This window comes from Cypionkella sinensis (genome assembly GCF_042646385.1).
Classification (GTDB): domain Bacteria; phylum Pseudomonadota; class Alphaproteobacteria; order Rhodobacterales; family Rhodobacteraceae; genus Cypionkella; species Cypionkella sinensis.
This window is the reverse complement of record NZ_JBHRTO010000001.1, coordinates 265863-280947: the sequence shown is the minus strand read 5'-3', so window position 1 is coordinate 280947 and position 15085 is coordinate 265863. Positions and strand designations below refer to the sequence as shown.

Annotated in this window: 15 protein-coding genes and 1 tRNA gene; 9 read left to right on the top strand and 7 right to left on the bottom strand. The window is 62.3% G+C overall.

Annotation, left to right across the window (positions count from 1 at the left end):
- Nucleotides 1-45: 45 nt before the first annotated feature.
- The 6 genes from ACFOGH_RS01395 to pdxH all read right to left on the bottom strand — a co-directional run bounded on the left by ACFOGH_RS01395 (nt 46) and on the right by pdxH (nt 4054).
- A complete protein-coding gene (locus tag ACFOGH_RS01395; protein WP_380071266.1) occupies nt 46-606 on the bottom strand; it encodes a helix-turn-helix domain-containing protein in 561 nt (186 codons plus the stop codon).
- 104 nt (nt 607-710) lie between these two features.
- Nucleotides 711-2120: a protein adenylyltransferase SelO gene (locus tag ACFOGH_RS01390; protein ID WP_380071265.1), complete on the bottom strand. Its 1410-nt coding sequence runs from the start codon at nt 2118-2120 to the stop codon at nt 711-713.
- 115 nt (nt 2121-2235) lie between these two features.
- Nucleotides 2236-2312, bottom strand: a tRNA-Pro gene (locus ACFOGH_RS01385).
- A gap of 41 nt (nt 2313-2353) precedes the next feature.
- A complete protein-coding gene (locus ACFOGH_RS01380) occupies nt 2354-2830 on the bottom strand; it encodes a DUF192 domain-containing protein (protein WP_380071264.1) in 477 nt (158 codons plus the stop codon).
- Entirely contained in the window at nt 2806-3333 is a 528-nt protein-coding gene (locus ACFOGH_RS01375) for a cold-shock protein (RefSeq protein ID WP_380071263.1), read from the bottom strand. Before ACFOGH_RS01375 ends, ACFOGH_RS01380 begins: the two co-directional genes overlap by 25 nt.
- A gap of 118 nt (nt 3334-3451) precedes the next feature.
- Nucleotides 3452-4054, bottom strand: a complete 603-nt coding sequence (gene pdxH / locus ACFOGH_RS01370; protein ID WP_380071262.1) for a pyridoxamine 5'-phosphate oxidase — start codon at nt 4052-4054, stop codon at nt 3452-3454.
- A 96-nt stretch (nt 4055-4150) separates the two neighbouring features.
- Between pdxH and fabI the strand changes: the two genes are divergently transcribed.
- From fabI to trpE, 9 genes are all read left to right on the top strand, one after another.
- On the top strand, nt 4151-4987 hold the full coding sequence (gene fabI / locus ACFOGH_RS01365; RefSeq protein WP_380071261.1) for an enoyl-ACP reductase FabI: 837 nt from the start codon (nt 4151-4153) through the stop codon (nt 4985-4987).
- 22 nt (nt 4988-5009) lie between these two features.
- The gene (locus ACFOGH_RS01360; protein ID WP_380071260.1) at nt 5010-5624 is read left to right on the top strand and encodes a LysE family translocator; all 615 of its coding nucleotides are present in this window, start codon (nt 5010-5012) and stop codon (nt 5622-5624) included.
- A gap of 74 nt (nt 5625-5698) precedes the next feature.
- Nucleotides 5699-6217: a xanthine phosphoribosyltransferase gene (gpt, locus tag ACFOGH_RS01355; RefSeq protein WP_380071259.1), complete on the top strand. Its 519-nt coding sequence runs from the start codon at nt 5699-5701 to the stop codon at nt 6215-6217.
- Nucleotides 6218-6303: 86 nt separating this feature from the next.
- Nucleotides 6304-6843: a hypothetical protein gene (locus ACFOGH_RS01350; protein ID WP_380071258.1), complete on the top strand. Its 540-nt coding sequence runs from the start codon at nt 6304-6306 to the stop codon at nt 6841-6843.
- A gap of 141 nt (nt 6844-6984) precedes the next feature.
- On the top strand, nt 6985-7494 hold the full coding sequence (locus ACFOGH_RS01345; RefSeq protein WP_380071257.1) for a DUF2127 domain-containing protein: 510 nt from the start codon (nt 6985-6987) through the stop codon (nt 7492-7494).
- Nucleotides 7495-7809: 315 nt separating this feature from the next.
- Entirely contained in the window at nt 7810-8988 is a 1179-nt protein-coding gene (locus tag ACFOGH_RS01340) for an aminotransferase (RefSeq protein WP_380073943.1), read from the top strand.
- Nucleotides 8989-9025: 37 nt separating this feature from the next.
- A complete protein-coding gene (locus ACFOGH_RS01335) occupies nt 9026-9874 on the top strand; it encodes a ribonuclease E inhibitor RraB (RefSeq protein ID WP_380071256.1) in 849 nt (282 codons plus the stop codon).
- Between the two features lie 88 nt (nt 9875-9962).
- Nucleotides 9963-11840: a peptidylprolyl isomerase gene (locus ACFOGH_RS01330; RefSeq protein WP_380071255.1), complete on the top strand. Its 1878-nt coding sequence runs from the start codon at nt 9963-9965 to the stop codon at nt 11838-11840.
- Between the two features lie 30 nt (nt 11841-11870).
- Complete coding sequence (trpE, locus tag ACFOGH_RS01325; protein ID WP_380071254.1) at nt 11871-13379, top strand: anthranilate synthase component I; 1509 nt, start codon at nt 11871-11873, stop codon at nt 13377-13379.
- 207 nt (nt 13380-13586) lie between these two features.
- Here the strand turns inward: trpE and ACFOGH_RS01320 are convergent, their stop codons facing one another.
- Complete coding sequence (locus tag ACFOGH_RS01320; RefSeq protein ID WP_380071253.1) at nt 13587-15062, bottom strand: divergent polysaccharide deacetylase family protein; 1476 nt, start codon at nt 15060-15062, stop codon at nt 13587-13589.
- Nucleotides 15063-15085: the final 23 nt, after the last annotated feature.

Sequence of the window (15085 nt, the reverse complement as noted above, 5' to 3'; positions counted from 1 at the left end):
AATACTCTGGGGGTCTGGGGGCTAGCCCCCAGCTTTCCCGAAATTTCAGCTGTCCTGAACGATCAAAAGCGCGCGCGCGGCACCTGCTTCGGCGGCAATCGCGTGGTTACGGTCGGCCATATAGCGTGCGGTGTCGCCCGGCCCCAGCACCTGCTCATCCTCGCCCGAGCGCACGCGGATCTGGCCCTCGATCACTGTCAGATGCTCGCGGCAGCCCGCACTATGGGGTTCCGAATCGAGCAAACCATTGGCCACAAAGCGCAAATCGTAAACCTCATGCTCGCCCACCGCATCAGCGGGCGATAGGATACGGATCGAGACACCCACGCCGCGCCCACCAATCACCGGGGCAGCACCGGCGCGGATCACCTCGATCCCGGCCTCGGCGCGGCCTTCCAGCAGGCCTGCAAAATCGACCTGCAACGCTTGCGTCAGGTTCCAAAGCGTCGCCACGGTCGGCGAGGATTCCCCACGCTCGATCTGACTGACCATCGAGCGGCTGACGCCCGACAGCTTTGCCACTGCGTCGAGGCTGAGGCCGCGGGTTTTCCGGGCTTCGCGCAACGAAGCAGCCAACCTGTCATGGATGTCAGACCTTGGATTCATGCCAGCACCCTGCATAGCCAAAGGTCATCCGTCAACGCCCCTGCCCGCGAAGCGGCGATTTCCGCGCGGAAATCGTGCCGGAATTTGCGCAAATTCCGCCCGGCTCAGGTGCCGCAATAGGTGACATAGCGCCCAAACCCGCTGGGCGCAGGCAGGGTGAAGGCCTCGCGCCCCGCCTCTGGCCCGAACGGATCGCGCACCTGCGCCAAAAGCGCGTTGAACGGTGCCATATCGCCCGCCGTGGCCGCTTGCAGGGCAGCTTCGACCAGATGGTTGCGCGGCACCACACTTGGGTTCACCGCGCGCATCGCCACCGCAGCATCGGGGTGCCGCCGCGCATGCCAGCGCGGCAGCCATGCTTTCAGCAGCGTCGCATCCTCGAACAAGGCCAGATATGCGGCCTCATCCGATACCGCCCCGGCCAGACGCCGAAACGCCAGCGTCCAATCAACGCCTTGGATCGCCAGCAGAAAATCATCCGCCAGCGCACCATCGCAAGCCTCTGCACCCTGCAGACCCAGCTTGGCACGCATCACATCGACCCAAGCGTCACGGTAAAGCGCCGCGATCCCGCCCAGACGTTCGTTCGCAATATCAACAGCCTTGTCCGCATCCGAATCGAAAAACCCCAACAAGGTTTCCGCCAGCCGCGCCAGATTCCAGCCCAGAATCAGCGGCTGGTTGGCATAGGCATAGCGCCCCTGCCGGTCGATCGAGGAAAACACCGTCCCCGGCACATAATCCTCCATGAAGGCGCAGGGACCATAGTCAATCGTCTCGCCCGACAGCGCCATATTATCGGTGTTCATCACGCCATGCACGAAGCCCACGCCCATCCATTGCGCGATCAGCCGCGCCTGCGCCTGCGCCACCGCGTCAAACAGCCCCAAAGCGCCGTCCACCCCCGGATAATGCCGCGCGATGGTGTATTCCATCAGCGCCCGCAGCTTGTCGCCCTCACCCCGCACATGGAAAAACTGAAACGTGCCGACCCGGATATGACTGGCCGCCACCCGCGCCACCACAGCCCCCGGCAAAGCGCCATCCTCGCGCCGCACGGATTCCCCTGTCGTCACCACCGCTAAGGACCGCGTGGTGGGAATAGCCAGCGCCGCCATCGCTTCCGAGATCAGGTATTCCCGCAGCATCGGCCCCAAAGCCGCCTTGCCATCGCCGCCGCGCGAAAACGGTGTGCGGCCCGAGCCTTTCAGTTGCAGATCCCAGCGCCGCCCGTCCGGCCCCAGAAATTCACCCAACAAATGCGCCCGCCCATCGCCAAGGCTGGGCGAGAAGCCACCAAACTGATGCCCGGCATAGGCCAAAGCTGCCGGATCAGCCCCCGGCGGCACCAAGGCACCGGAAAACCAGCCCGCTGCATCGTCGATCTGCAAGCCGAGCGTGGCGGCGAGGGCCTCATTGAACACCACCACTTCCGGCGCGGGGGCAACATCCGGCGCCTGCCGCAGATAAGTTCCCGGCAAATCGCGCAGATAGCTGTTGTCAAACTGGATCATCGCAGCGCTCCTTTGCCCACATATGGGCTGCGGCGCAGCATCGGACAAGCCAGCACAGCGCGCACGGCTCAAGCAAAGTGCCCAAACCCTTACGATCCTTCGAATTTCTGGAAAGTGGTCGGGGCGAGAGGATTCGAACCCCCGGCCTACGGTACCCAAAACCGTCGCGCTACCAGACTGCGCTACGCCCCGACTGACGGCCTCTTACCCGGCTTTTGCGGGATTGAAAAGCACTACTCGTCGCCACAAGCCCATGCGGCAACAGATTGATCAATTGCGCTGCTGCGCATCTCAGCACCCGGCGCAATTCCCATGCGTTTGGCGAGACCTGCGTTGATCTCCAGCACCACGGCCACATCCGGGCCGCCATCAATTGGTGTTTCATCCATCGGCACAGCATTGCTATGCACCGCCGTCACCCGCCCCGTCGCATCGGCGAATACCATGTCCAGCGGCAACAGCGTGTTCTTCATCCAGAAATAGGCGTGTTTGGGTTGCTCATAGACAAACAGCATGCCCGCAGAGGCGGGCATCTTTTCGACAAACATCAAGCCCTTGCTGCGTTCCGCCTCGGAATCGGCAATCTGTACCGAAAACCGCTGCACGCCCGATGGGCCGCGCAGCTCGACAGTATCGGGCGCGCAAGCCGCGTGGGCCGCGCCTGCCCAGACCACCGCCAAACCGATCAGGAATGAACTGCCGCTTCCCATGACAACACCTGCACCGCCATACGCCCACGTTTGCCTTCGACGATGCGCAGGCACACGGCCTCACCCGCCGAAAGATCGGCAAAACCGGAATGGCGCAGCACTTCGACATGCACGAAAACGTCTTCGTTGCGGCCAAACACATTGGCAAAACCAAAGCCCTTGCCCTTGTCGAACCACTTCACCCGTGCCGGTTCCATCGGCAGGATAGCGATTTCTTCCGGCGTTGTATGCTCGGCATCTTCCCCAAGCGGAAATACCGACCCTGCAGGTGGCTCGATCTTCAAGACCTCTACCGCCTGCACACCCCGTTGGGTTTGTTGCACTTTAACCGTGATCCCGGCGCCATCAGCGACCGAGCTTTGCCCATAATTCCGCAGCACATTGGCGTGCAGCAATATATCCCCAGAGTGTCCCTCTGCGACTATAAAGCCAAAACCCTTGGCTGGATCGAACCACTTCACGAGGCCATGCAGAACTTGCACGTCCATTTCTTCTTCATTCATAGAAGGACCGTTTCCCCAGATTAAGCCCCTAGGGTCTAGTCATGCAGGCATAATTACCGCCGTTGCAAGCGCAATCTTTTCCACATTTTCGCACAGATCATTTCACGCTTCGTGAAATTTACGGGTTAAGTCGTGAAATTTCCCACGGCTTTTCAATAGCTTGTCGCGTCCATCGAAACCGATCATGCAACCTAAAGTTGCCATCAGCCCAGAACTCCATCTCTAAAGGAACAATGCGGAAGCCGCCCCAAAACGGCGGACGGGAGGGGTTTGGCCCTTTGGCTGCCGTAACTTTTGCCACCTCTGCCATCAGATTAAGCCGCGAAGAAAGTGGCTGCGACTGATCGCTGGCCCAGGCACCCAAGCGCGACTTCAGGCTGCGGCTGGCATAGTAATCATCCGCCGGTTTGCCCTCTTCGCGGCTGACCAGACCACGCACCCGGATCTGGCGGCGCAGTGATTTCCAATGCAGCACAAACGCGGCCTTGCCCGAGGCGTCAATCTCGCGCCCCTTGGCCGAGCCATAGTTGGTGTAAAACACAAAAGCTGCCGGCTCGATGTCTTTCAACAGCACCATGCGGACATTAGGCATGCCCTCAGCATCCACCGTCGCCAAAGCAATCGCATTGGGATCGTTCGGCTCGGTGGCTTCCGCCGCCGTCAGCCAGCTTTGCGCCAGTTGAAACGGGTCATCGCCCGCAAAAATCCCACTTCTGTCCATGATCTTCCTTCTCTGACGATATGCCGCACCCTTGATGCAGGGCAGCCTTTCGCCTACACAGCTTTTTCAGGAAATATGGTGGACGGGGAAGACCGAATGTCAACTGGACTCGTGACGGGCACGCTGATGGCGGGCAAACGTGGGCTGATCATGGGGCTGGCCAATGACAAATCTATCGCCTGGGGCATCGCGCAAGCCATCGCCGCCCAGGGTGCCGAGATTGCGTTTTCCTATCAGGGTGAGGCGCTGAAAAAGCGTGTCGAACCGCTCGCGGCGTCGATCGGGATGAACACCTTTGTCGAATGTGATGTGTCAAACGAGGAATCGATTGATGCGCTGTTCGCACATTTGTCCGAAGCTTGGGGCAAGATTGACTTTGTCGTCCACGCCATCGGCTTTTCCGACAAGAACGAATTGCGTGGCCGCTATGTTGACACTTCCCGCGCCAACTTCCTGATGACGATGGATATTTCCGTCTATTCCTTCACCGCCGTCTGCCAGCGCGCAGCAGCGATGATGAACGAAGGCGGCAGCCTTTTGACCCTGACCTATTACGGCGCGGAAAAGGTCATGCCGCATTACAACGTGATGGGCGTGGCCAAGGCCGGGCTTGAAGCATCGGTGAAATATCTTGCCGAAGACTTGGGCAAAGACGGCATCCGGGTCAATGCGATCTCGGCAGGGCCGATCAAGACGCTGGCCGCATCGGGTATCGGCGATTTCCGCTATATCATGAAGTGGAACGAGTTGAACTCGCCGCTGCGGCGCAATGTCACGCAGGAGGAGGTCGGCAAGGCCGCCCTTTACCTGCTGTCCGATCTGGGCTCTGGCACCACCGGCGAGAATTTGCACGTTGACGCAGGCTATCATGTCGTCGGCATGAAAGCCGTCGATGCGCCAGATATTGATGTGGTCACGGGCCGCAAAGACTGAGCTTTGGATTAGGACGCATGTGATGACCCTCGCCGCCTTTCTCGCCGTCGCCTTCCTGCATCTGATGGCCGCGATCAGCCCCGGCCCCGCCGTGCTGATGTCGGCGCGCACTGGCGTGACCGAGGGTCTGCGCACCGGCTTTTTTCTGGCCTGTGGCATTGGCATTGGCGGCGTGGTCTGGGCGATGGCGGCCTTGTTCGGGCTGAATCTGGTGTTTCAGGCTGCCCCCACCCTGCTTTACGCGCTTAAAATCATCGGCGGGCTGTATCTGATCCATATGGCGTGGGGCATGTGGAAAACCGCCGACCAGCCGCTTGATATGACCGAAACCGCCCGCCCGCCGCGCACCGCGGCATCCGCCTTCCGCCTTGGCCTGATCACGCAACTCGCCAACCCGAAACCCGCCGTGCTGTTCTCTGCGATCTTCGTTGGCACCGTGCCGCCGCATACCCCGGCTTGGGTCTACGGCGCGCTCTTGCTGGTGGTGTTCCTGAATGAGACGGTCTGGAATACCCTCGTCGCCCGCATCTTCTCGTTCAACCGCTCTAAAGCCGCGTACATCAGCCTGAAATCCATCATCGACCGCTGCTTCGGCGGCATGCTTGCCATCCTCGGCATCAAGATCGCCGCGACCTGAGTTTCATCTGTCCATAAATATCCCGGGGGTGCGGGGGCTGGCCCCCGCGTCTTGCCACCTAAAGGAGCCACGCCATGACCGACCGCTTGCCGCATGAAAAAGGCTTTCATGTCTCGTGGGATCAGATGCACCGCGACGCCCGCGCGCTGGCGTGGCGGCTGGATGGCAAAGGCCCGGACAACGGCGCATGGAAGGCCGTGGTCGGCATCACCCGCGGCGGCCTCGTGCCCGCGATGATCGTCGCGCGTGAGTTGGACATCCGCGTGGTCGATTCCATCAGCGTGAAATCCTACCACTCCGGCGGCGGCAAGGCCGATCAGCGCCGCGAAGCGCAAGTGATCAAAGCCCCGCAAGCCGATGTGATGGGCGATGGCACCGGCATCCTGATCGTCGATGATCTGGTCGATTCCGGCAAGACGCTGGAGCTGATCCGCGGCCTTTACCCAAAGGCGCATTTCGCCTGCGTCTACGCCAAGCCCGAGGGCGAAAAGCAGGCCGACACCTATATCACCTCTGTCAGCCAAGACACCTGGATCTTCTTCCCCTGGGATATGGCGCTGCAATACGTGCAACCCTTCCGCGGCGCGGATTGATCGCGGGCCGCGAAGCAAAATTCTTGACGGAATTTGCGGCATCATTAACCTTCACAAATCCGTGAAAAACAGGATGAGGGGAGGATATGGTGAAAGTCGCTTACGTTGTATTGCTTGCGCCGCTGCTCATGGCTGGTTGCCCCGATCCCAATCAGACAACCACGCAGCCTTCAAGAGATGCGGCCATCTCTGCGAATGATTCCAAAGGCTGCGAACTGAAGAACCCCACGGGCACTGGTTTTTGCGAAGATGGGCGCCATGGCACGGGCAGCACCGCTGCCGAAAGGGCGGCGCGAAAACAGCCTTCCGATCCTTACGCAGGCTTCACGCCCTCGCAATGCGAAACTGGCATGGGCGCAATGGGTGGGTTTTGGGGCAACCTCGGCCGCGTGAAACAATGGCAAGCCTATTGCGCTGCGCTGGAGAATGGCGAGTTGAATAATGCGCCAACCTCAAATGCGGCAGCAACGGCCCGTCCCGCACCCCAAGCCGCGGCACCGATTGATGATGGCGATCACAGCGGCACCTGGTATTGCGACGACTCGGTCGATGGCGCAGGTAACTATGGCACTTGGGAGATGACACAGCACCCCGAGCGCTTTTATGACTGCAAACGGGTCAACTGATCGCACAACGCGGATCACCTTGCCGACAGCCCTACCCCGTGCGGTGCACAGGGGCTTGCAACTGTGGTCTTTCTTGCCCCATATCGCCGGGCAAATGAAAGGCCGCAAAATGCCCTGCGCGCACATCTCGTCCGGTCTGGTATGAAGCCCCCCGCCCGCCCCAGCCGCGCCAGCCTGCTGCATTGGCTGTTTGAAACCAGCCTTGCGATCAAGGGCCTGTTGTGTTCGGCCGAGTTTCTCGCCGGGTTTGGCCTGCTTGTCACCCCCAACGCGCCGATTGCGCGGCTGATCTATTGGCTGACGCATTTCCAGATTGCCGAGACGCCGACCGATACGCTTGCCGCTTGGACCCAGCGCGCGATGGAGGGATTTCCGGTTGCGACGCAGGATTTCTATGGCTGGTATCTGGCGCTGCATGGTGGCTTGAAGCTGGCGATGGTGGTGATGCTTTGGGCGCGCATCCTCTGGGCCTATCCTGCGGCGATGGCGGTGCTGGCGGGCTTTGTGATCTACCAGATTTTTGAGTTCCAGCACTCCGGCTCGCCGTTCCTGCTGCTGCTCGCGTTCTTCGATCTGCTGATGATCGGGCTGATCTGGCAGGAATACAAAGCGCTGAAGGTCAAACGCGCGGCGAAGGCCGCGACCACTTGAGCATTTCCCCGGCGACCAGCTTCCAGTGGCAGGGGCCATCGCCCCTGCCATGCGGAACGCCCCCAAACCACCCCGGAGGCCCAAAGCCTCCGGGCAGCGCCTGCCCTGCCCATGGCAGGCGCTTCTCGCCCGCCAGGTCAGGCGCTGCCCTCTGCCATCGCGGCCTGAGGCGGTTTATCGCAAGCGCGCCACGTGACCGGGGCAAACTCTCCACCGGAGAGTTTGCTGATCCCGGCCAATCGCTTGCCCCTTGATCTCGCCCGCGCATCCATCAACACTGAAGCCAGCACGACCCACCCCAACCCCGAGGCCCCGATGATCCACCCGCTCAACCCCGCCATGGCCGCCACCGATCCGCCCCCGGTGATGGAGGCACGGCGTTGGCTGCAAGGTGTCACCTTCCCGCCCGAGCGTCCGCTGATCAACATCTCCCAAGCTGCCCCGGTCGAAAGCCCGCCTTTGGGCCTGCGCCAAGCCCTTGCCGAGGCCGCGCTGAACAATCCCGACGCGCATCTCTATGGCCCGGTCCTTGGCCTGCCCGCTCTGCGCGCCGAAGTCGCGAAGCAATGGTCCGCGGCCTATGGCGGCAGCGTGCTGGAAAGCCAGACCGCAATCACCCAAGGCTGCAACCAGGCCTTTTGCGCGGTGATGTCCACGCTGGCCGGAAAAGACGATGAAGTGATCCTGCCAACGCCTTGGTATTTCAACCATAAAATGTGGCTGGATATGCAGGGCGTCAAATGCGTCCCCCTCGCCGCAGGCCCCGGCCTGATCCCCGAGGCCGAGGCCGCCCAGCGTCTGATCACCCCCCGCACCCGCGCCATCGTGCTGGTCAGCCCGAACAACCCCGGCGGCGTCGAATACCCTGCCGAGACGCTCTCCGCCTTCCGCGATCTGGCCCGCGCCAACGGCATCGCGCTGATCGTGGATGAGACTTACCGCGACTTCGACAGCAGGACAGGTCGCCCGCATGATCTGTTCCTTGATCCCGATTGGCACGACACCCTGATCCAGCTTTACAGCTTTTCGAAAGCCTACCGCCTGACCGGCCACCGCGTCGGTGCCGTCACAGCCTCGGCTGAACGGCTGTTCCAGATCGAGAAATTCCTCGATACCGTCGCAATCTGCCCCAGCCAGTTGGGCCAGATCGGCGCACTTTGGGGGATGCAGAACCTGTCGCAATGGGTCGCAGGCGAACGCGCCGAAATCCTCGCCCGCCGCGCCGCCGTGGTCAGCGGTTTCTCGGCACTGCCCGATTGGAAACTGCTCGGCTGCGGCGCCTATTTCGCCTATGTCGAACACCCCTACCCCCTCGCCTCTGACGCCCTGTGCAAACGCCTTGTCTCCGAAGCAGGCCTCTTGATGCTCCCCGGCACCATGTTCCAACCCGAAGGCTCTGCCTCCGGCAAACGCCAAATCCGCATCGCCTTCGCCAATGTCGATCAGGCGGGGATCGCCGAGACATTCCGACGGCTGGCGGGGTTTAAGGGGTAAATGCAGTGCATGGGTGGGCAGGCGAGGCGCCCACTCATTGGCCACATCAGCATCGGAAGAGACCGAAGTGATAAAGAAGATTGCCGCACTGATTATTGGGCTTTTCGCCGTGTCGCAACCTCTCATGGCCCAGACAGCCGCCACCGACAGCGATATCTGGATAGTCTATGACCGTGTGGCGTCCGACGGTAGGCCCTTGGTGATCTTTGCCAGAACTGGCAACATTCGGGCACAGACCTTGCTGCAGAATGGCCGCGCAACCGTCGTGGCCTGCCGCGCCGATGCAAAGGACGTCGATGGCAATGGCATGCCACAAGAAACCAAGCGCCTATACGTGCTCGAAGATCGACTGGCAGACGATCCTGCGCTGCGAGAGGCGGGCATGATCCACCTCGCAAGCGTGACAGGCCAAGGTCAGCGCCGCATATTTTTCTTGCATCCCGAGCAGCTTGATTTGTCACAAATTCTGCAAGCCACCCCGATCAGCGGTTATTCCTGCGATGCGGAAGATGTCCCGGATCGTCTGACTCTTAGCCAACTTGTCACGCCTACCGCTGCCGATATACAACTGAGCGGCGACCAAAGCGTGATTTTCGATCTTGGGAAAAACGGCGACGATGGCAGTGCGGCCCGAAGGACCGATTTCTGGTTCTACGGACCACGGGCATCACTTGATCTGCTTGCTGCCGATCTCAGCACCGAAGGATTTACTGTAGAACGATGGCTGACAGGTCCGGATGGCGTGGTACTGACGCGCGACATGTCGATAACGATGTCAACGTTTCGGGTGCTGACCCCGATAATCGTCGATGCCGTGCAGAAATCTGGCGTGGACTACGACGGTTGGGAGACTATGGTGATCGCACATGGGTCAACGCAGCCCTAGCATCGGTCAACCCACCACACCCCACCCTTGCCCCCATCCCCGCAACCGCTTAGACAAGCGGCCAAACCTTTGTAAGACAGGCAGACCCATGGCCAAGGCACCGCACTCTGACGACGACACCCCGAAGAAAAAGCGCCGGGGCGCTTCCGTCATGGCTTGGGTGCTGCTGGCGATGATCGTGGGCGGTTTGGGCGGCTTTGGTGTCACCAATTTCGGCGGCGGCACCACCTCGATTGGCACCGTCGGCGACCGGAAGATCGACGTGAATGACTATGCGCGCTCCATGCGGCAAGCGATGGATCAATTCTCCAAGCAGATCGGCCAGCCGGTTACGCTGCAACAGGCGCAGGCGATCGGGCTTGACCGTCAGGTGCTGCAACAGGTGATGGACCGCGCCGCCTTGGATAACGAGGCCGACCGCATCGGCCTGTCGGTGGGTGATGCCACCGTCGCAAGCAAAGTCTCGGCGATCCCCAGCTTTCAGGGCGTCGATGGCTTTGACCGCAATGCCTACCGCGAGGTTCTGCGCCAGAACAACCTGACCGAATCCAGCTTTGAATCCGGCCTGCGTGCCGACACCGCGCGTCAGCTTTTGCAAACCGCGATCAGCGGCGGCCTTGGTGCGCCGCAGACCCTGACCGACACCATCGCAGCCTGGGCAGGCGAGCAGCGCGGCTTTTCCATGCTGCGGCTGACCGAAAAATCGCTGACCAAACCGATGCCGCCGCTGAGCGATGCCGATCTGCAGGCCTATTACAAGGCGCATATCGAGACCTACACCCGCCCCGAGGCCAAGCGGATTTCCTACGTCGCCCTGCTGCCCGATGCCATCGCCAAGGATATGCCGCTGGACGAGGCCGCACTGAAAGCCACCTATCAGGCCCGCCTGTCGACCTACGTGGTGCCGGAAAAGCGGCTGGTCGAACGCCTTGCCTTCGCCACTGAAGCCGATGCCGCCGCTGCAAAAGCCCGCATCGACGCAGGCACCTCGTTTGAAGATCTGGTGAAAGAGCGTAACCTGACGCTGGAAGATGTCGACATGGGCGATGTCTCGGAAAAAGAACTCGGCGATGCCGGGGCGGCGGTGTTCGCGCTGAAAGATCCGGGCGTGGTCGGCCCATTCAACTCCTCCATCGGCCCGGCGCTGTTCCGCATGAATGCGGTGCTGGCCGCGCAAGAGACGACGTTCGAGCAAGCCAAACCCGATCTGGCACTGGAACAGCAACTTGAAGCCGCCCGCAAGGAAATCTCGGGCAAGGTCGAGGCTGTGGATGATGCTCTGGCTGGCGGTGCCACCTTGGAAGATGTCGCGAAAGAACAGGGGCTGACCCTCGCCACAACCGATTACGCTCCGGGCGCGGACGATAATGACCCGATCACCGGCTACAAAGGCTTCCGCGATGCCGCAGCCAAACTGGCCGAAGGCGATTTCCCCGAAGCCATCGTGCTGGATGACGGCGGCTTGGTCGCCATGCAGCTTGATAGCACCGTGCCACCCGCCCCGGTTCCCTTCGACAAGGTGAAGGAAAAAGTCACCGCCGCCGCCACCGCCGAGGCTTTGGCCAAGGCACTGTCCGATGAGGCCACCCGCATCAAGGCAGCCGTCGAGGGCGGCGCCAGCCTCGGCGCGTTCGGCATCGTGTCGCGCACCACCCAGATTGACCGGCAGGGCGTGGTGAAAGACGCGCCCCCGGCCGTGGTCGAGGCGGTGTTCCAGATGCAGCCCAATGATCTGCGCGTGATCGAGGCCCCCGGTTTTGCCGCCGTGGTGCAACTCAACAGCATCACCGCCGCCCCCACCACTGGTGAAGATGCCACCGCTCTGCGCGAGGCGATCAACGTCAACGCGGGCCGCGCGATTGCCGATGATGTGATGGCGCTTTATACCGCGTCGCTGACCGCCTCTGCCGGGATCACTCTGGATCAGGCGGCAATCAATGCGGTCAACACCCAGTTGAGCAACTGACCCTCTCTACTTTGAACCCAAGGCCCTGCGATGAATCTTCTGCCGTCCTTCGAACAGTTTGAACGCGGCTGGGCCGAGGGCAAGAACCAACTGGTCTATGCCCGTCTGGCGGCTGATCTCGATACGCCGGTTTCGCTGATGCTGAAACTGGCCGAGGCCCGCACCGACACGTTCATGCTGGAATCGGTGACGGGTGGCGAGGTGCGCGGGCGCTATTCCGTGGTCGGCATGAAGCCCGATCTGATCTGGAAATGCCATGGTGAGGCAGCGTCGATCAACCGCGACGCGCGCTTTGACCCGCAAGCCTTCACCGCCCTGCCGGGGCATCCGCTGGAATCGATGCGCGCGCTGATCGCCGAAAGCCGCGTCGATCTGCCCGAAGGCCTGCCCGCGATTGCAAGCGGCCTGTTCGGCTATCTCGGCTATGACATGATCCGGCTGGTCGAACACCTGCCCGATGTGAACCCCGATCCTTTGGGCCTGCCCGATGCCGTGCTGATGCGCCCCTCGGTGGTGGCGGTGCTGGACGGCGTGAAGGGCGAAGTCACCCTTGTCGCCCCGGCTTGGGCGGCCTCGGGTCTGTCGGCGCGTGCCGCCTATGCCCAAGCCGCCGAGCGGGTGATGGACGCCTTGCGCGACCTCGATCGCGCCCCCGCCGCCCAGCGTGATCTGGGCGAAGCCGCCACCGTGGGCGAGATGCGCTCAAACTTCACCCATGACGGCTACAAGGCGGCGGTTGAGAAGGCCAAGGATTACATCCGCGCAGGCGACATCTTTCAGGTGGTGCCAAGCCAACGCTGGGCGCAAAGCTTCACCCTGCCCCCCTTCGCGCTCTATCGCTCGTTGCGCCGCACCAACCCCTCGCCCTTCATGTTCTTCTTCAACTTCGGCGGCTTTCAGGTGATCGGGGCCAGCCCGGAAATCCTCGTCCGCCTGCGTGACGGCGAAGTCACCGTGCGCCCCATCGCAGGCACACGGATGCGCGGCGCCACGCCGGAACAAGACAAGGCGCTGGAGTTGGATCTGCTCGCCGACAAGAAAGAACTTGCCGAACATCTGATGCTGCTGGACCTTGGCCGCAACGATGTGGGTCGGGTGGCAAAGGTCGGCACTGTCCGCCCGACCGAGCAATTCATCATCGAACGCTACAGCCACGTCATGCACATCGTCTCGAACGTGGTGGGTGAAATTGCCGAGGGCGAAGATGCGCTGTCAGCCCTGCTGGCAGGCCTGCCCGCAGGCACAGTGTCGGGCGCGCCGAAGGTGCGCGCGATGCAGATCATTGACGAGTTGGAACCTGAAAAACGCGGCGTCTATGGCGGCGGCGTCGGCTATTTCGCCGGCAATGGCGAGATGGATTTCTGCATCGCCCTGCGCACTGCGGTGTTGAAGGACGAAACCCTGTATATTCAGGCGGGCGGTGGTGTGGTCTATGACAGCGACCCCGAAGCCGAATATCAGGAAACCGTCAACAAATCCCGCGCCCTGCGCCGCGCCGCCGAAGACGCAGGCCTGTTCGTGCGCAAGGGCAACCTGTAACCAAGTGCCGCCTCGGGGGCCATCGAGGCCCCCCTCAGCGGCGCTGCCGGGGATATGTTCTGCAATTTCCAGCGGCCTGCATTGGCTTGGGAAGCCTCCGGCGGGGATATTTATGAACAGATGAAATTGCGTGCGTGAGTGATTTCATCTGTCGTTAAATATCCCCGCCGGAGGCACCCGAAGCTGATGCCAAGCACGCGGGCAAAGTTAGTTGACCTTCAGCACTGCCGAAATCGGTGCCAGGGCCACCGATGCGCCTTTGCCTTCGATGCTCCATTCCATCAGCGCCGCAATCGTCTCGGGGCGCGTGGTGCCCACCACCACCACCCGGCCTTCCTGTGCCGCCTTGAAGGCTGCGCGGTCGAGATAGCGGCGGATCAGCGGCGTATCCTCGCCCCCCGCATCCAGATCGCGGAAGATCACCGCCGAGGGCACATCCTCGCGCCTGGCCACCTGATCTGCGGCGTTCAACCCGGCATCAAAGGTGACAAGACCGCGCCCCTGATCCTTGATGATCGGCACCACCATCGAGGCCAGCGGGCGGTTGTCCTGAAAGCCTTTCGCGCCCAGATCCATCACCGCCACGGCTTCGGGCAGCACGGCGGCATTGGCCTGAAAGGTCTGTTCCAGATCGCCCGCCACCGCCCCGGTCGGGATTCCAGAGGCCAGCATCACCACCTCTTTGCCCGCAGCGCGATAGGTGGCCGCCGCTGCCGCAGCACCGGGATCGAGCGGATCAATCACGAAACTGACCGGAAACGGCAGTGCTGCCAGCTTGGCGCGGTCAAGATCCGCCGCGCCATTATCGACCAGCAGCACCGCAAATTCGGGCTTGCCGAGGTCGTTGGTGAAGGCTGCGGCATATTGCGCGATGGGCCGCTTGTCGATCACCGGCACAGGTGCCTCTGCCGGGGCAGTCTCGTCAGTGGGGGCCGCGATGCTGGGCAGCCGCCCCACCGTCACGCCATCGACCGATTTGGTCAGCCCGGTGCTGGGGGCCAGTGTTTCGGGTTTGCTGGTGTCCAGCACGGTGGGCAAAGGCGCAGCGGGCGCAGGTTCCTCGGGCGCAGGCGGCGGGTCCATCACGATGGTCGAGGGTGTCGCCGCCTCGGGGGCTGGTGCGGGCGTCAGCAGAGTCTCAGTCGTCTCTTGCGGCGCAGGCGGCGGCAGGTCTGCCGGAGCGGGGGCTGCATCAGTTGCCATATCTGCCGGAAGTCCTGCGGGGCTGGCCGGGCTAGGGGCCATATCGCTGCCCGCCTGCACCTGCGGCGGTGCTGCCCCTGCGGCGGGGTCGTTCAGGCCCGCCGGGGCCTCGGCACTGGCTGATGGCGGTTTGGCGGGCAGTTCTGTCGCGGGCGCGGTGATTGGTGCGGGCAAAGGTGCCGCCGCTTCGGTCTGCGGCTGCGCGGCGGGTGCCACCGCGGGCGCATCGGCGGGTTTCGCGTCTGGCGCGACCGCTGCCGGTTTGCTCTCGGCTGCCGGCTTGGCCTCATCCACCACTGCCGGGGGTTTTGGTGCCGGTTCTGCAGCCTTCACCGCATCCTGTGGGGCCGCTGGTTTCTGCTGACCCGCCATCACCTGCCCTGCAGGTTTTGGCAACGGGGCCAGTTGCGACACCACCCCCAAGCCTGCCCCGGCAACCACACCACCCACGACGATCCCTGTCACGAAATTCCGGATCATACCTGCCTCCACCCATTATGAGC